Origin of the sequence: Gordonia sp. McavH-238-E (assembly GCF_022348225.1) — a bacterium.
Lineage (GTDB): Bacteria > Actinomycetota > Actinomycetes > Mycobacteriales > Mycobacteriaceae > Gordonia > Gordonia terrae.
On record NZ_JAKRFE010000009.1, the window covers coordinates 91,294 to 107,891 of the forward strand.

The window sequence follows — 16,598 nt, forward strand, 5'->3', positions numbered from 1 at the left end:
GCGCACGGCGACAACGGGATTCCCTGTCAGCGGTTGGCCGACATGCTCTTCGGTCCCCGACCGAGGGTCACCGCGCCGGATTGCGCGATCTCCCGGATTCCATACGGATCGAGCATCCGCAGAAGTGCTTCGAGTTTCTCCGACGTACCTGTCGCCTCGATCGTGAGCGACTCGGGCGAGACGTCGATGACCTTGGCGCGGAACAGGTTCACCACCTCGATGACCTCGGTTCGCACGGTGGAGTCCGAGCGGACCTTGACCATCATCAGCTCGCGCGACACCGAGCTCCCCGGGTCCTGCTCGACGATCTTGATCACGTTGATCAGCTTGTTGAGCTGCTTGGTGACCTGCTCGAGCGGGAAGTCCTCGACGGAGACCATGATCGTCATCCGCGAGATGCCCTTGAGCTCGGTGGGGCCGACGGCCAGCGACTCGATGTTGAAGCCACGTCGTGAGAACAGCGCGGAGATGCGCGCCAGGACGCCCGGACGGTCTTCGACCAGGACGCTGAGGGTATGGGTGGTGCTCACTGCTCGTCCTTCTCGGTTGCACGGTCGGCCGGTGCGTTCTCGACCGTCTGATGGCCGTCCATCGTCTGGTGGATCTCCACCGGACCCGACGCCGACTCGTCGTCGTCGAACAGCGGCCGGATGTCGCGGGCGGCCATGATCTCGTCGTTGCCGGTGCCCGCGGCGACCATCGGCCACACCTGGGCGTCCTTGCCGACGATGAAGTCGATGACCACCGGGCGGTCGTTGATCTCCCGCGCCTTCGCGATCACCTCGTCGACGTCTTCTTCGCGTTCGACGCGGAAGGCCACACAGCCCAGCGCCTCGGAGAGCTTGACGAAGTCCGGGATCATCCGCGAGTGGGTCGACAGGTCGGTGTTCGAGTACCGCTCCTCGTAGAACAGCGTCTGCCACTGACGAACCATGCCCAGGTTGCCGTTGTTGATCAGCGCCACCTTGATCGGGATGCCCTCGATCGCGCAGGTGGCGAGTTCCTGGTTGGTCATCTGGAAACAACCGTCACCGTCGATCGCCCACACCTCGGCGTCGGGATCGGCGGCCTTGGCGCCCATGGCGGCGGGCACCGCGTAGCCCATGGTGCCGAGACCACCGGAGTTGAGCCAGGTGCGCGGCTTCTCGTAGGAGATGAACTGCGCGGCCCACATCTGGTGCTGGCCGACGCCCGCGCAGTACACCGCGTCCGGGCCGGCAGCCTTGCCGAGGGCCTGGATGACGAACTCCGGAGACATCGAACCGTCGGTCTGCCGGTCGTAGCTCAGCGGATAGGTCCGGCGCAGGTTGTCCAGGTAGGACCACCACTGCGAGATGTCGGGAGTCGAGCCGCTGGTCGCGCGCTCGTCGCGCAGGGCTTCGGTGAGCTCGGCGATGACCGCCTTGCAGTCACCGACGATCGGCACGTCGACCGGTCGGTTCTTGCCGATCTCGGCAGGATCGATGTCGGCGTGGATGACCTTCGCGTTCGGTGCGAACGACGACAGCTGCCCGGTGACCCGGTCGTCGAAGCGCGCACCGAGGGTGATCAGCAGGTCGCTGCGCTGCAGACCCGCGACCGCCGCCACCGTGCCGTGCATACCCGGCATACCCAGGTGCAGCTGGTGGCTGTCCGGGAACACGCCGCGCGCCATCAGGGTCGTGACCACGGGGATGCCGGTGAGTTCGGCCAGTTCCAGCAGTTCCGCAGCCGCGTTCGCCTTGATGACGCCGCCGCCGACATAGAGCACCGGGGACTTCGCGGCGTTGATGAGGCGGGCCGCCTCGCGAACCTGCTTGCCGTGCGGCTTGGTGACCGGCCGGTAGCCGGGCAGGTCGATCTGCGGCGGCCACGAGAAGGTGGTCTGCGCCTGCAGGATGTCCTTCGGGATGTCGACGAGAACCGCGCCCGGACGGCCACTCTCGGCGATGTGGAACGCCTCCGCGATCGTCTTCGGGATGTCGATGGCCCGGCTGACCAGGAAGTTGTGCTTGGTGACGGGCATCGTGATGCCCGAGATGTCGGCTTCCTGGAATGCATCGGTGCCGATGAGCGCCCGCCCGACCTGACCGGTGATCGCGACGACGGGCACGGAATCCATCTGTGCATCGGCCAGCGGTGTCACCAGGTTGGTGGCACCGGGACCCGACGTCGCCATCATGACGCCGGCGCGACCGGCGACCTGGGCGTATCCGGTCGCGGCGTGGCCGGCACCCTGCTCGTGACGGACGAGAACGTGACGGACCTTCTGAGAATCCAGGAGCGGATCGTAGACCGGCAGGACCGCGCCGCCGGGAATGCCGAAGACGACCTCGACACCGAGTTCCTCGAGGGAACGAACCACGGACTGGGCGCCGCTGACACGCTCGGGCGCAACAGTGTGCTGGGTTACCGCACGGAGGTTGCCCGCCGCCGGAGACTGCTGCCGCAATCCTGCGTTACGCGTCGGCTCATTTCGGCCCGCGTCGGTGCGTGCTGTTGGTGCGCTCACTGCACGATCCTCATCTTGGTTGTGGAATCCGATATCCGTGATGGAAGTACCTGGCATGAAAAAACCCCCGACAGCTTCCGCTGTTCGAGGGTGGCGCGTCGATGCCGGTTGGGGGTCTGCGAGGTGACCGGTCAGGCGAAGACGCGCCAGCCGATTACTACGAGGATCCCGTTCTGCATCACGCGTTCACGGTAGGACTGTGTTCGGTTCAGAGTCAAACTCCGGACCAATGCGTCCCACTATCTGGGAAATCACTGGTCGAACCGGGCGCGATCGCACCGCGCTTCTCATATGGCGCGACGAACCCGTCGGTAGGGAGGCACGGGGCCGGTTGGCACAATGGACGGGTGCCGACTGATTCCACCGACCCCGTAGACCCGAAGACCAGCACGACCTCTGCCGCCGACGACGTGACATTCGACTACCCGGTGACGTTCCGCATCAACCGGATCGCGTACTTCACGGTCCCGATGGTCGCCCTGGTGGTCGTGCTGCTGGTCGGCGCCTCCCCGTGGTTCGCCATCGCCCTGGTCATCCCCGTCGTGCTGTGGTTGTGGATCCACCGACTGCGGACCGTCGTCACCGAGGACGGCCTGCGCGCCGTCCGGATGTTCTCCACCACCGAGATCGCCTGGTCGGAAGTCGCGGGACTGCAGTTCCCGAAGTGGAGCTCGGTCCGCGCGGTGCTGACCGACGGCAGTCGGGTCCGATTGCCCGCCATCGGTTTCCGCGATCTCCCGGCGTTGTCGATCGTCAGCGGCGGCCGCATCCCGGACCCCTTCGAGGCGGCCCGTTCCGCCGAGTGATCGTCTGCCCGTGATTCCTGGCACGGATCAGGCTCCCCTCGGTCTCATCAACGCCCCGCAGGCGGCGATAGAGTGCGGCCGTGGAGAACACCCGAACACTCGACGCCGGTGAACTCGACGAACTGATCTCGGCAGGTGGCCTCGCAGAGGTCGGGACGACGCTGTCCACGTTGCCTGCGGGCGACATCGCCGCCCTGCTCGACCGCCTCCCCCACAAGTCCCGCGGGGTCGCGTTCCGGTTGCTGGCCAAGGACCTCGCGGTGGAGGTGTTCGACGATCTGTCGGCCGGCTCGCAGCGCCGCCTCATCGACGACCTCGGCACCGCGGAGGTGGCCGCCGCGTTCGACCACCTCGACCCCGACGACCGCGCCGAGCTGCTCGACGAGTTGCCCGCGGGAGTCGCGAAGTCGCTGATCCAGCAACTCACCCCGGCCGAGCGCGACATGACGGCGGTGGTCCTCGGCTACCCGCGAGGTTCGGTGGGGCGTCGGATGAGTCCCGAGTTCGTCCACGCGCGCGAGGACGAACCGGCCGGCGACGCACTGGCCCGCGTGCGCGAACGCGGACACGCCGCGGAGACGATCTACACCGTGCCCGTCCTCGACGGCGCGCGCTCGCTGTGCGGTGTGGTCAGCCTGCGCGACCTCCTCCTCGCCGACCCGGCGGACACCGTCCGCGACCTGATGAACAAGCCGATGTTCGCCCATGCCGAGGACGACGCCGAGACCACCGCGCAGCGGTGTGTGGACCGCGGGATCCTCGCGATGCCCGTCGTCGACAACGACAGCCGACTGGTCGGCGTCCTGACGATCGACGATGCCGTCGAGGTCGTCGAGCAGGCCCGCGACACCGACGAGGCCCGCGCCGGCGCGCGCGAACCGCTCCGCGATCCCTATCTGCTGTCCTCCATCGTGTCGATCACGCGCGCCCGGATCGTGTGGCTGTTCGTCCTCGCGGTGTCGGCGATTCTCACCGTCAACGTGCTGGAGATCTTCGAGGGCACCCTCGAGCAGCGGGTCGCACTGGCACTGTTCATCCCGCTGCTCACCGGGATCGGCGGCAACACCGGTTCGCAGGCGGCGACGACCGTGACCCGCGCGCTCGCCACCGACGAGGTCGCCCCGCGCGACGTCGCCCGCGTCGCCGCCAAGGAGGTCCGGGTCGGGCTGACCATGGGGGCTCTGCTCGGCCTCGCCGGGTTCACCGTCGCCGCACTCGTCTACGGCCTCGACATCGGCGTGGTCATCGGGTTGACGATCCTGTCGGTGTGCACGCTGGCCGCGACCGTGGGCGGCGTGATGCCGTTGATCGCGAAGTCCATCCGTGTCGACCCCGCGGTGTTCTCCACACCGTTCATCTCGACGTTCTGCGACGCCACCGGCCTCCTCGTCTACTTCTCGATCGCCAAGGCGGTGCTGGGGATCTGACCCCGCACCGGCGAGGGCGCCCCCGAGACGCCGAATCGTTTTGTTACCCCTCGTCACAGCGGAGTAGCCTGGCTTCTCGGCGCTCCCCCACGCCCACCCTCAGCGAGGCGGCGCCCGTCAACACAGCCGCGCCCGGCCACAGCCCGTGGGAAACAACCCCGGGGTCGCGGTGTTGAGCCGAAGAGTCCGGCGCCGGTCAGTCACTGCACGGCCGATCGCGCCGGGCCCGCCCGAGCCACACGATCGATTCGAGGAACCCATGCCTGCTCTGAGGTCACGCACCACCACCGTCGGCCGCGAAGCCGCCGGCGCCCGCTCCCTGTGGCGCGCCACCGGGATGACCGACGACGATTTCGGCAAGCCGATCGTGGCGATCGCCAACTCCTACACCCAGTTCGTGCCGGGACACGTGCATCTGAAGAACGTCGGCGACATCGTGGCCGAGGCGGTGCGAGCCGCCGGAGGCGTGCCGCGCGAGTTCCACACCATCGCCGTCGACGACGGCATCGCGATGGGTCACGGCGGCATGCTCTACTCGCTGCCGAGTCGCGAGATCATCGCCGACTCCGTCGAATACATGGTCAACGCCCACACCGCGGACGCACTGGTGTGTATCTCGAACTGCGACAAGATCACTCCGGGCATGCTCAATGCCGCGATGCGCCTGAACATCCCGACGGTGTTCGTCTCCGGCGGACCGATGGAGGCCGGAAAGGCCGTCGTCGTCGGCGATGTCGCACACCCGTCGTCGGATCTGATCACCACCATCTCCGCGTCGGCCAACAGCGAGGTCGACGATGCGGGTCTGAGTGAGGTCGAGGCGGCTGCGTGCCCCACCTGCGGTTCGTGTTCGGGCATGTTCACCGCCAACTCGATGAACTGCCTCACCGAAGCTCTCGGGCTCGCCCTGCCCGGCAACGGTTCGACGCTGGCCACCCACGAAGCGCGCCGCGCCCTGTTCACCAGGGCCGGCGAGGTCGTCGTCGACGCGGCGACCCGCTGGTACCGCGACGACGACGCGTCGGTGCTCCCGCGGAACATCGCCACGCCGACCGCATTCCGCAACGCGATGGCCCTCGACGTCGCGATGGGCGGCTCGACCAACACCGTGCTGCACATCCTCGCCGCGGCGCAGGAGGGTGAGGTCGCCGACTTCGACCTCTCGGTCATCGACGAGATCAGCCGCAATGTGCCGTGCCTGTCGAAGGTCTCCCCCAACTCCGACTATCACATGGAGGACGTCCACCGGGCGGGCGGAATCCCGGCCATCCTCGGCGAACTGCGCCGCGCCGGTCTGCTCGACGACACCACGTCGACCGTCCACACCGCCACCATGGCCCAGGCCCTCGACGACTGGGACATCCGCGGCGGCAAGGCCATCGACGAGGCCGTCGAACTGTTCCACGCCGCACCCGGCGGTGTTCGCACCACCACCCCGTTCTCGACCGCGAACCGGTGGAGTTCGCTCGACACCGACGCCGCGGGCGGCTGCATCCGCGACCTGGAGCACGCGTACACCGTCGAGGGCGGTCTGTGCGTGCTCCGCGGAAACCTCGCCCCGGACGGGGCGGTCCTGAAGACCGCGGGCATCGACGAGGATCTGTGGCACTTCGAGGGCCCGGCCCGCGTCGTCGAGAGCCAGGAGGACGCCGTCCAGGTCATCCTGTCCAAGACCATTCAGGCCGGCGAGGTCCTCGTGGTCCGGTACGAGGGTCCCGCAGGCGGGCCCGGCATGCAGGAAATGCTTCACCCGACCGCCTTCATGAAGGGCACCGGGATGGGCAAGAAGTGCGCCCTCATCACCGACGGCCGGTTCTCCGGTGGATCGTCGGGTCTGTCGGTCGGTCACATGTCTCCCGAAGCCGCGTCGGGTGGTGCCATCGGACTCGTCGAGGACGGCGACCCGATCCTGATCGATGTGAAGACCCGTCGTCTCGAGGTCCTCGTCGACGACGACGTGCTCGCCGAGCGCCGCGCCAAGATGGAGGCCTCCGAGCGTCCCTGGCAGCCGAAGGACCGTGAGCGCACGGTCACGACTGCGCTGCGCGCCTACGCCAAGCTGGCGACGTCGGCGGACCGCGGCGCGGTGCGTCAGGTCGACTGACCGCCACTCGAAACCCAGAGTGCGGGGTACGTATCGGATTCCGATACGTACCCCGCACTCTTGTGTGTCAGACGAGTGGGTTGCTGCCGTTCGCGAGAACCCAGACCGCTACGGCGGCGGCCGCGCCGACGATGAGCCACAAGAACGACCCGACAAACGGCCGTCGCGCCCAACCGCGGGGGTAGTCGAGCGAGTACAGCCCCGGGCCGGTGAGGATGACGACCGCCGCGGCCACCGCCAGGAACAGTTCGAACTCGACTCCGCCGGCTGCGGCGAAGAACGTGAACCCGCCTGCCATCGACATCTTGAAGGCCGCCGCGACGAGCATCGTGCCGAGGATCGCCGACGCCCCGATCGGCGTCAACAGGCCCAGGATCACCATCAGACCGCCGATCGTCTCCGACAGGGCGCCGACGATCGCGAGGACCTGCGCGTAGTCGGCGCTGAACCCGGCGTCGACGAGCATGGACTCGAATCCGCTGAGGCGCGGACCGTTCCACAGTCCGAACAGCTTCTGCAGCCCGTGCGCGCCGACGAGGCCGCCGAGCGCGATGCGCAGTACCAGCAGACCCAGATCGATCGTGCCGCGGCGCGACTTCGCGAGCGCGTCCTCGAGATCGTCGTCGGCCGGACTGTCACGACGGACGACGGTGTCGTCGTCGGTTCGTCGCCGGCCGAACCGGCGGCGGCCCCGCGGCTCGTCGTCGAGCACCTCGGTGTCCGTCGACTCGCCGCGGGCCCGGGCGCGGGACACGACATCGTCGTCGTCCTCGAGGAAGTCGTAGCGCGCGGTACCGACCGGCGGCAGCGCCGGCTCCGGCGTGGTGACCGCGTCGTCGGTGGGGCCGTCGATGGGCTGCGCGCGGGTGGGACCGGGATGCTTCGCGAACTGGACGGTCTCGAAATCGTCGTCCGCCGGCCCTGCCGCCCCGGCCGCCGGTGGGGCGGGGGGCGCGGTCTGCGCGGCGGGTCGGGGTGGCTCGGCGATGGGCCGCGACGTCGTCGGAGTACCCGCGGCGGCGGGACGCGTCTCCACGTCGCCGGGATCGAGGTCGTCGAGGTCGTCCACCCGGGAGTAGGGGGCCGGCGACCGCCGGGCGTGCCGGTTGTAGAAGTCGTCACGGTCGGTCACTGCGGGCGGTGTCGGCGGGCCGGGCTCGGGCCGCGCGGCCGCCGGTCCGGGTCCGACACCGGGCACTCCACTCCCGGTACCCGGGACCGGGATCTGTCCGGTCGGTTCGTCGTAGGGACTCGTCGCCGGTGTGTCGCGCTCGCTGGTGCCCGACGTGTCGCGTTCGCTCACACGCCCGACTCTAGAGGCTCGCACTCCGCCGTCACCGCACCCCGGCGGGGTGAGTCGGGGCACCACGCTCGGGCACCACGGCCCGGGGCACCACTACTGTGGATGCCATGTGGAAGGGGCGCCCGACGGGCACGCGCGGTGATGCCGGCCGGACGAGTTCACCCGCCTCGGCGGATCGACGGATACGGGTTCGGTGGCGCACCCTGCTGACGGTGCTGACCGTGGTGGTCGTCCTGGTCGGCGGCTGTGCGGATTTCACCGCACAGGACAACCAGCGCGAGGCGGGCGCGTTCAGCCCCAACAACCGGCCGAGCGGTCAGCCCGAGCCGACTCCGCCGCCGGAGACCCCCCGCGAGACCCAGCCGCCACCGACCGGTCCGTGCGTCGACCCCGACCCCGCGGTCATCGCCACCTGCCTCGCATCGACGGGCGGTGTGATGCCCGGTGACGAACAGGGCGAGGTCACCGTCGTCGCCGAACGCACGACCGGGAAGATCATCACCACCAAGCGCTACGGTCCCGCCCGCACCCTGGGCGAGACGCCCGTCGACGCATCCGGGGACGGCGGTCTGATCGATTTCGCCTTCTCCCCCACCTACTCCCAGGACCGGCTGATCTACGCCTACATCACGACCCCGGCGGACAATCGCATCGTCCGTCTGGCGCCGGGTGACGTGCCCAAACCGATCCTGACCGGTATCCCCAAGGGAGCCACCGGGAACATGGGCGCGATGTACTTCCGGTCACCGACCGAACTCGTGGTCGCCACCGGCAACGCCGGGAATCCCGCGGCCGCCGACGATCCGTCCTCACTCGCCGGCAAGGTGCTGCTGGTCACGTCGTTCACCTCGGGGGCGAGCCCGCGGCCGGCGATCCTCGCCTCCGGGTTCGGGTCCACGGTGTCGCTGTGCCCCAACGCTTCCACCGGAACCGTCTACGTCGCCGACCAGACAGCCACCGAAGACCGCGTGCAGGTGCTCGAGGAAGGCGGACCCAAGGTGTTGTGGACATGGCCCGACCGGCCGCAGATCGCCGGCTGCGGTGTCGCGGCCGGCAGCATCTTCGTCTCGACGACGCGCACCCAGCGCATCGAGGCCATCAACGAGCCCACCCGCGAGGAGCCGACGATCACCGCGCCGGCCGTCGTGCTGGAACGCCGCTACGGCGCGCTCGGCCGGATGGCCGCGCTACCCAACGGGTTGCTACAGGTGGCGACCGTCAACAAGGAGGTGGGTTCGGCGAAGCCCACCGACGACCGCGTGTTCCGCTTCCTGCCCGCCGGCGGTGGCAACGACCGGACGTGATGCCCGGCCGCCGCTTCCCCGAGGTTGCGAGCGAAGCGGCGACCCTCCGCCCCCTGAGCGTGATCTGTGGTTCTACCGGAGGGAGCGGAAGGGGCGTGCCGCCCTCAGGAACAGGCCGCGATGACCAGTTCCTTCACGCGCGCCGGGTCTGCCTGTCCGCGAGTGGCTTTCATGACGTCGCCGACGATCTTGCCGGCGGCCTGGACTTTTCCGCCGCGGATCTTCTCGGCGATGTCGGGGTTCGCGGCGAGTGCGTCGTCGACGGCCTTCTGGAGAGCCGAGTCGTCGCGCACCACTTCGAGACCGCGATCGGCGACGATCTGCGCGGGCTCACCCTCGCCGTCGAGGACGGCGGTCGCGACCTGTTGCGCGAGTTTGGTGGTGAGCTTGCCCTCGTCGACCAGCCCGATGATCTCGGCGACCTGCGCGGGTGTGATGGTCAGGTCGGCGAGTTCGACCCCGCGTGAGTTCGCCTGCTGCGCAAGGAAGGACACCCACCAGCCGCGCGCCGCCTCGGGTGCCGCCCCGGCGTCGACGGTGGCGATGATCAGATCGACCGCGCCGACGTTGACGAGGTCACGCATCACCTCGTCGGAGACTCCCCACTCCCCCTGGATGCGGGCCCGCCGCAGCCACGGCAATTCCGGCAGGGTTGCCCGGAGTTCCTCGATCCACGCCGAATCCGGCTGCACCGGCGGCAGATCGGGCTCCGGGAAGTAGCGGTAGTCCTCGGCGGTCTCCTTACGGCGGCCGGCCGAGGTGGTGCCGTCGGTCTCGTGGAAGTGCCGCGTCTCCTGGACGATCTCGCCCCCGGCCTGGAGGATGGCCGCCTGGCGGCGCATCTCGTAGCGGACGGCCACCTCGACGCTCTTGAGCGAGTTGACGTTCTTGGTCTCGGTGCGCGTGCCGAACTCGGTGGCGTCCTTCGTCTTCAGCGACAGGTTGACGTCGCACCGCATCGACCCCTGGTCCATGCGCACGTCGGAGACGTCGAGCGACTTGAGCAGATCGCGCAATGCCGACACATAGGCCCTGGCGACCTCGGGCGCACGTTCCCCGGCACCTTCGATGGGCCGCGTCACGATCTCGACGAGCGGCACGCCGGCGCGGTTGTAGTCGAGCAGCGAATGACTCGCACCGTGGATCCGGCCGGTGGCGCCGCCGATGTGGAGCGACTTGCCGGTGTCCTCCTCCATGTGGGCACGCTCGATCTCGACGCGCCAGGTGGTGCCGTCGGTGAGCAGGACATCGAGGTAACCGTCGTAGGACGTGGGCTCGTCGTACTGCGAGATCTGGTAGTTCTTCGGCTGATCCGGGTAGAAGTAGTTCTTCCGCGCGAAGACACTCGACGGCCGGATGGAGCAGTTCAGTGCCAGGCCGATGCGGATCGCGGACTCGATCGCCTTGGCGTTGGCGACCGGGAGCGAGCCGGGCAGTCCGATGCACACCGGGCACACCTGGGTGTTGGGGTCGGCACCGAACTCGGTGGGGCACCCGCAGAACATCTTGGTCGCGGTGCCCAGCTCGACGTGCACCTCGAGGCCCATCACCGGATCGAATGCGGCGAGCACCTCGTCGTAGTCCAACAGGTCAGTCATGGCAGTCAGTTTATGCGGCGATATCCCAGGGGCACGTTCAGGGTGATCACCGATGCCGAGAACGTGCACCCGCTCGTAGCGTCGAAGACACCGGCGAACGACGTCGGGATACATGCCCACCCAGGAGGACGACATGACCACCCCACAACCCGCCTACAGCGGCCCGCGCCTGATGCGTTCGCGCACGAATTCGTGGCTGGGCGGTGTGTGCGGCGGCATCGCCGAACGCTGGGGCTGGGACCCGACGCTCATCCGCGTTCTGTTCATCCTGTCGATGCTGCTGCCCGGGCCCCAGGTGCTGATCTACCTGGCTCTCTGGATCATCATCCCGCGCGAGCCCGCCGCGACGATCACCCCCGCCGCCTGAGGCGCTCACGGGCTCAGCCGAAGATGACCCGGATCTCCTTGTACTGGTCCAGCGGCACGGTCTTGAGCTCGCCGAGCGCCTCGTCGAAGGTGATGCGCGCGATCTCGGTGCCGTGCAGGGCGACCATCTGCCCCCAGCCCTTCTCGGCGACGAGGTCGGCGGTCGCCATGCCCATGCGTGTCGCCAGCACCCGGTCATAGGCCGACGGCACCCCGCCGCGCTGGATGTGACCGAGGATGGTGGCCCGGGTCTCGATGCCGGTCCGCTCCTCGATGAGCGGCGCGAGCACCTCGGCCACGCCGCCGAGCCGGGGTCGGTTGAAGCCGTCGAGACCCTTGGTCGAGTGGGCCTCCTTCATCTCCGGGAGTGTGAACCCCTCGGCGACGACGACCATCGGCGACCGGCCACGCGACTTGACGCTGGTGACCCAGGCACAGATCTGGTCGAGGCTCTCGGGGTTCTCGGGGATGAGGATCACGTGCGCGCCGCCCGCGATCCCCGAGTGCAGGGCGATCCAGCCGGCGTGGCGGCCCATCACCTCGAGCACCATGCACCGCTTGTGCGAGTTGCCGGTGGTGCGGAGCCGGTCGATGGCCTCGGTCGCGATCTCCACCGCGGTGTTGAAGCCGAAGGTGTAATCGGTCGCCGCGATGTCGTTGTCGATGGTCTTGGGAACCCCGACGATGTTGATGCCGTCGTCGAACAGTCTCTTCGACGCCGCGGCGGTGCCCTCGCCGCCGATCGCGATCACGCCGTCGATCTCGAGGTTTTTCAGCACCTTCTTGATGTTCTCGGGTCCGCCGTCGGGCTCGGAGTAGGGACCGAACCGGCTCGTGCCCAGGATGGTGCCGCCCTGGTTGGACAGGCCGCGGACCGTCGACCGGTTGAGTTCGACGATGTCGCCGTAGACGAGTCCGGCCCAGCCGTCCCGGAAGCCGACGAATTCGTGACCGTAGACGGTCTCACCTTTGAGCACTGCGCCGCGGATCACCGCGTTCAGTCCGGGGCAGTCTCCCCCGGACGTCAGAATGCCGAACCTCTTGGCCATCTGGTGAGACCACCCTCCCTGTCGTCATCGGTCGAACCTGCCCGAACATCCCCAATCTAGTGCCCCGGCGAGCCGGGCGCTGGCCGCGAAATCACTTGATGCCGTTCTCGTAGGCGAACACGACAGCCTGGGCTCGATCCCGGAGCCGGAGTTTGTTCAGCAGGCTGCTCACGTGTGTCTTGACCGTCTGCTCGGTGACGAACAGGTCGGCACCGATCTCGGCGTTGGACTTGCCGTCGGCCACCAGATCCAGCACCTCGCGTTCTCGGGGGGTCAGGGTGTCGAGTTTGTCGTCCCGCGACGGCCGGCGGCGGTTGGCGGTGACCTCGGTGATGAGTCGCCGGGTGATCGACGGTGCCAGCAAGGCCTCGCCTGCGGCCACGACGCGTACCGCGCGCACCAGCTCGTCGGCGGGTGCGTCCTTGAGCAGGAAGCCCGAGGCGCCGATTCGCAGGGCCTCGTAGACGTAGTCGTCGATGTCGAAGGTCGTGAGCATCAGCACACGCGTGGGCGGCTCGGCGGATGACGCGAGGATCTGTTCGGCCGCCCACAGCCCGTCCTTGCGCGGCATGCGCACATCCATCAGGACGACATCGGGGCGCACTCGGCGACACACCTCGACGGCTTCGACCCCGTCGGCGGCGTCGCCGAGGACCGAGAGATCGGGTTGCGCGGCGAGCAGAGCCGAAAAGCCCTGACGCACCATGGCCTGGTCATCTGCGATGACTACGGTGATCGGCACGCCGTCACGCTACCGTCGTCGCGGCTGCGGCTCACCGGTACCCGAGGAGGTCACGATCGGCTCGGGCACGACGACCTCACGTCGCGGCGCCGCCGGGATTCGAGCGCGGACGGCGAAGCCCCCGGTCGGTGTGGGCGCGGCGACCAGCGAACCACCCACCGCCTGAGCGCGATCGATCATCCCGGGGATGCCCACGCCGCTCCCCCCGATCTGCAACGGATCGGCGGTCGCGACCGTGTTGACCACGGCGACGTCGACGAGGTCGCCGTCACCGCGCGTCACCTCGACGTCCACGCGCCCACCGGGGGCGTGCCGGGTGGCATTGGCCAGCGACTCCTGCACGATCCGATAGATCACCAGCGCAGCCGATTCGCCGACGTCACCGGCGTCGACGTCCAGCTCCAGCACGACCTCGGCGCCGGCGCGGCGTGTCTCGGCGACCAGCGAATCGAGTTCGGCCAGGCCGGGATTGGGCGCCGCCGAAGCCGCCGCATCCTCGACGCGGAGGACCCCGAGCAACTGCCGGACCTCATCGAGGGACGTCCGGGCCGCATCGGCGATCGCGTCGAATTCCGCTGCAGCCGAGGGACTCACATCCGGCAGGCGATATCTCGCGGTCTGTGACATCACCACCACCATCGACATCCGGTGAGCGACCACGTCGTGCAGGTCGCGGGCGATGCGCGCCCGCTCCTGGAGCACGGCCGCCTCGGCTTCGGCGGCCTCGGTCTGCTCGGTGCGAACCGCCAGCTGTCGGCGCGAGGCCATCAGGCCCCGCAACAACGCGACCACCACCGCGAGCACGGATATCCCGAAGACCCACCCGACCCGCGCCGTCGGCTGCACGGCGAAGGCGATGACGATCGAGGTCGAGACCCAGACCACCGGAATCCACCGCAGCGGGCACTTGAGGAAGGCCATGAAGGTCAGGACCAGCAGCTCGATGAGGTGGGTCACCTGAATGGTCAGCTCCCACGTGTCCCGTATCGGGACGATGATCCCGATGAGCTGGGCGGAGACCACCGAGATCGCCCACCCCAGCAGCGGGGCCGACCACGCCAGGGCGATCGGCAGAGCCGCGAAGGCCGCGACCACGGGGAGCACGAACACCGGCATGGAGTGCGTGATGGGCAGGGTCGGCCAGGCGACCGAGTACATGACGAGCGCCACGAACAGGAAGAACCAGTTGAGGCGCGACGAGAAGTAGTGCCGCACCGCGGGGTCCTGGGCAACCGGTGCGGTCGACGCCCATTCCAGTGAGGACGCCCCCACCGCGCGGAGCTTCTTGCGGTATCCGAACATGCCCTCACCCTAGGCCCGCCGACCACTCGCCGACCTCATACTTTCGAGGGAGACGACCCGATACCGGCGTACGGGTCCGGCGTCGTCGAACCGACCTGGGGACGACCGGGGACGGCTCCGGGGAGCGATGTGCCGGTGGGATTCCGACTCATAGCGTCGATGACCATGACCGGATCAGCACACATCCGAAACACCAGGCCGGACAACGGCTTCCCCGACCCGAAGAGTTTCGCCGCACGCCGGCGACGGTCGCGGTGGTGGGCCGCGACCCTCACCCTCGCCGTTCTCCTGACCGGCCAATGGATCTCGACCGCGCACGCCGTCGCCGGCCCACTCCTCGCGCCGACGAGCACGACGGTCGCGGCACCTCCGAACGATGCCGACAATCCCTACGCGGCCGTGGTCGTCGCCCTGGTGGGACCGCGCCCGGCGACCGCGACGGCGTCCCTCCCGGCGTCCTTCGTCACGGCGCAGGGGTACGTTCCCCAGGTCGTCGACGGATACCCGGTCGATCCGGACGGGGACTGCTCGTCGCCGGTTCCGTTGCCGCAACACTTCACGTCCCTGTGCCGCACCCATGACTTCGGTTATGACCTGTTGCGGGCGGCACAGCATGACGGCGCCCCGCTCGGAGCGTGGGCCCGAATCGCCCTCGACCGCATGCTGATCGACCGGATGTACGCGTCCTGCCGGACGCCTGCGTGCACGACAGCCGCGCACGGCGCCCGGATCGGGCTGGCGTGGAACACGTGGCGTCAGTACGGCGGTCCCCCCACCCGGGGCGAGACGCTGCCGGCACTGGTGTACACGAGCTTCGAGCGTGCCCTGGTCGACCCGGACGAGTACGAGGCGAGGCAGCGATGACGTCGCACCGATACCCGCGGCGGTTGCGCGACAGCACATTCGGGTCGTGGCCGCACCCGGCCGTCAGTGTCGCGGTGATGCTCGGCTACCTCGCCGCGCTCTACCCGGGCACCCTGCCACGCGATGCGACGACCACCGCGGTCCTGACCACTGTGTTCAGCGCGCTGGGGGCGTGCACCGGGATGGTCCTCGCACGGCGCAGCAAGCGCAGGCCGGATGACCAGGCGCGGCGCATCGTGTTCGGCTCCTGCCTGGTGATCCTCGGATGCGCGGTCGGCATGGCGGTCTGGTGGCAGAACCTCATCCGGTCCGCGGTCGACGTCGCACCCGCGGGTGTTGGGTGGTTCGCCGCGGCGACACTGCCGGCCGCCGTGGTCGTGGTGGCGATCGTGGCTGTCCCGCGGACCGCCGCGGTGGTCGCCGCCGGAGGCCTCGCACTCACGGCCGGACTGCTGGCACCCGCCGATGCCGGCGCCGACGAACAGCGGTTGCCGGTCTCGTCGTCGGCGCAGCAGGACCCGGAAACGCTACTGCGGGGCGAGCTGAGGATCGGTGAGTTCGACGCGGCCGCAGCCGATCTCACGCGCAGGTGGACCGCGTCGGGAGGACTCTCGGCGCGTGCGGTCGTGGTTGCGGTGCCGACCGGGTCGGGCTGGGTCGATTCCGCGGCCGCCGACGGATTCGACAGTCGTTTCGCCGGCGACGTCCGGATCCTCGCCCTCCCCTACGACCGGGTTCCGTCGTGGCAGGCCTTCGTGTCCGACCGGTCCGGATCCGCGGAGTCGGCGATCGCCATGGTGTCGGCGCTGGCGACCGTGCTCGACGGTGTCCCCGCGCACGAACGTCCGCGAGTGATTCTCTACGGGCAGAGCCTCGGAGCCGTGGGTGCCGACGCCGCGCGGGTGTGGCTGGAGAACGAGCACCCGTCGTTGCTGGCCGAGACCGTGCTGGTCGCCCCGCCGGCGGAAACCGTCACCCCGATCTCCCGCACCCCGCGAACGGTTCTCGCCAATTCCAGCGATCCCGTGGTGCGCTGGTCGCTCACCGAACTGTGGCGTCCGCACCGAGCGACCGACGACACCCATGTCCGTGGTCCGCGGGTGCCCGACGCGCCGTGGTTGCCCGTGATCAGCTTCGTACAGACCAGCGTCGACCTGCTCGGCGCGCTCGACGGGGCGGCCGGCGTCGGTCATCGGTACGGATCGGAGCAGGCCAGACCGCCACACCCGTTGCGGAACTGAG

14 protein-coding genes are annotated in these 16,598 nt (G+C 69.0%); 7 read left to right on the forward strand and 7 right to left on the reverse strand.

Annotated elements, in window-relative coordinates:
• Positions 1-26: 26 nt before the first annotated feature.
• Positions 27-530: an acetolactate synthase small subunit gene (gene ilvN / locus MHN80_RS15300; protein ID WP_004019305.1), complete on the reverse strand. Its 504-nt coding sequence runs from the start codon at positions 528-530 to the stop codon at positions 27-29.
• A complete protein-coding gene (locus tag MHN80_RS15305) occupies positions 527-2,491 on the reverse strand; it encodes an acetolactate synthase large subunit (protein ID WP_004019304.1) in 1,965 nt (654 codons plus the stop codon). Before MHN80_RS15305 ends, ilvN begins: the two co-directional genes overlap by 4 nt.
• A gap of 347 nt (positions 2,492-2,838) precedes the next feature.
• On the opposite strand from MHN80_RS15305, the gene MHN80_RS15310 reads away from it, so the two are divergent.
• From MHN80_RS15310 to ilvD, 3 genes are all read left to right on the forward strand, one after another.
• Positions 2,839-3,297: a PH domain-containing protein gene (locus tag MHN80_RS15310; protein WP_004019303.1), complete on the forward strand. Its 459-nt coding sequence runs from the start codon at positions 2,839-2,841 to the stop codon at positions 3,295-3,297.
• 80 nt (positions 3,298-3,377) lie between these two features.
• Entirely contained in the window at positions 3,378-4,724 is a 1,347-nt protein-coding gene (gene mgtE, locus MHN80_RS15315) for a magnesium transporter (RefSeq protein ID WP_239402529.1), read from the forward strand.
• A gap of 259 nt (positions 4,725-4,983) precedes the next feature.
• A complete protein-coding gene (gene ilvD / locus MHN80_RS15320) occupies positions 4,984-6,828 on the forward strand; it encodes a dihydroxy-acid dehydratase (protein ID WP_101819333.1) in 1,845 nt (614 codons plus the stop codon).
• Between the two features lie 67 nt (positions 6,829-6,895).
• Here ilvD and MHN80_RS15325 read toward each other — a convergent pair whose 3' ends face one another.
• Positions 6,896-8,131, reverse strand: a complete 1,236-nt coding sequence (locus MHN80_RS15325; protein ID WP_239402530.1) for a DoxX family protein — start codon at positions 8,129-8,131, stop codon at positions 6,896-6,898.
• A gap of 107 nt (positions 8,132-8,238) precedes the next feature.
• Between MHN80_RS15325 and MHN80_RS15330 the strand changes: the two genes are divergently transcribed.
• Complete coding sequence (locus MHN80_RS15330) at positions 8,239-9,435, forward strand: PQQ-dependent sugar dehydrogenase (RefSeq protein ID WP_239402531.1); 1,197 nt, start codon at positions 8,239-8,241, stop codon at positions 9,433-9,435.
• 104 nt (positions 9,436-9,539) lie between these two features.
• Here the strand turns inward: MHN80_RS15330 and gatB are convergent, their stop codons facing one another.
• Positions 9,540-11,033, reverse strand: coding sequence for an Asp-tRNA(Asn)/Glu-tRNA(Gln) amidotransferase subunit GatB (gatB, locus tag MHN80_RS15335; protein WP_004019298.1), 1,494 nt, complete (start codon positions 11,031-11,033; stop codon positions 9,540-9,542).
• A 133-nt stretch (positions 11,034-11,166) separates the two neighbouring features.
• Between gatB and MHN80_RS15340 the strand changes: the two genes are divergently transcribed.
• Positions 11,167-11,400, forward strand: a complete 234-nt coding sequence (locus MHN80_RS15340) for a PspC domain-containing protein (protein ID WP_033204042.1) — start codon at positions 11,167-11,169, stop codon at positions 11,398-11,400.
• Positions 11,401-11,413: 13 nt separating this feature from the next.
• On the opposite strand, the gene MHN80_RS15345 is transcribed toward MHN80_RS15340, so the two are convergent.
• The 3 genes from MHN80_RS15345 to MHN80_RS15355 form a co-directional block, all read right to left on the reverse strand.
• A complete protein-coding gene (locus MHN80_RS15345) occupies positions 11,414-12,448 on the reverse strand; it encodes a 6-phosphofructokinase (protein WP_064570641.1) in 1,035 nt (344 codons plus the stop codon).
• A gap of 91 nt (positions 12,449-12,539) precedes the next feature.
• Positions 12,540-13,190 carry a response regulator transcription factor gene (locus MHN80_RS15350; protein WP_033203972.1) on the reverse strand — a complete coding sequence of 217 codons (651 nt, stop codon included), beginning with the start codon at positions 13,188-13,190 and terminating at the stop codon, positions 12,540-12,542.
• Between the two features lie 9 nt (positions 13,191-13,199).
• Positions 13,200-14,492 carry a sensor histidine kinase gene (locus tag MHN80_RS15355; protein ID WP_239402532.1) on the reverse strand — a complete coding sequence of 431 codons (1,293 nt, stop codon included), beginning with the start codon at positions 14,490-14,492 and terminating at the stop codon, positions 13,200-13,202.
• Between the two features lie 165 nt (positions 14,493-14,657).
• Here MHN80_RS15355 and MHN80_RS15360 point away from each other — a divergent pair, with 165 nt between their 5' ends.
• Positions 14,658-15,356, forward strand: a complete 699-nt coding sequence (locus tag MHN80_RS15360; RefSeq protein ID WP_374206367.1) for a hypothetical protein — start codon at positions 14,658-14,660, stop codon at positions 15,354-15,356.
• Positions 15,353-16,597, forward strand: coding sequence for an alpha/beta-hydrolase family protein (locus tag MHN80_RS15365; protein ID WP_239402534.1), 1,245 nt, complete (start codon positions 15,353-15,355; stop codon positions 16,595-16,597). The genes MHN80_RS15360 and MHN80_RS15365 overlap by 4 nt, the downstream gene beginning before the upstream one ends.
• Position 16,598 lies beyond the last annotated feature (1 nt).

What these genes read in the sequence shown, in the direction of transcription:
- ilvD (WP_101819333.1), top strand. Translation starts at nt 4,984, where the DNA reads ATGCCTGCTCTGAGGTCACGCACCACCACCGTCGGCCGCGAAGCCGCC.
- MHN80_RS15330 (WP_239402531.1), top strand. Translation starts at nt 8,239, where the DNA reads ATGTGGAAGGGGCGCCCGACGGGCACGCGCGGTGATGCCGGCCGGACG.
- gatB (WP_004019298.1), bottom strand. Translation starts at nt 11,033, where the DNA reads ATGACTGACCTGTTGGACTACGACGAGGTGCTCGCCGCATTCGATCCG.
- MHN80_RS15340 (WP_033204042.1), top strand. Translation starts at nt 11,167, where the DNA reads ATGACCACCCCACAACCCGCCTACAGCGGCCCGCGCCTGATGCGTTCG.
- MHN80_RS15345 (WP_064570641.1), bottom strand. Translation starts at nt 12,448, where the DNA reads ATGGCCAAGAGGTTCGGCATTCTGACGTCCGGGGGAGACTGCCCCGGA.
- MHN80_RS15355 (WP_239402532.1), bottom strand. Translation starts at nt 14,492, where the DNA reads ATGTTCGGATACCGCAAGAAGCTCCGCGCGGTGGGGGCGTCCTCACTG.
- MHN80_RS15360 (WP_374206367.1), top strand. Translation starts at nt 14,658, where the DNA reads ATGACCGGATCAGCACACATCCGAAACACCAGGCCGGACAACGGCTTC.
- MHN80_RS15365 (WP_239402534.1), top strand. Translation starts at nt 15,353, where the DNA reads ATGACGTCGCACCGATACCCGCGGCGGTTGCGCGACAGCACATTCGGG.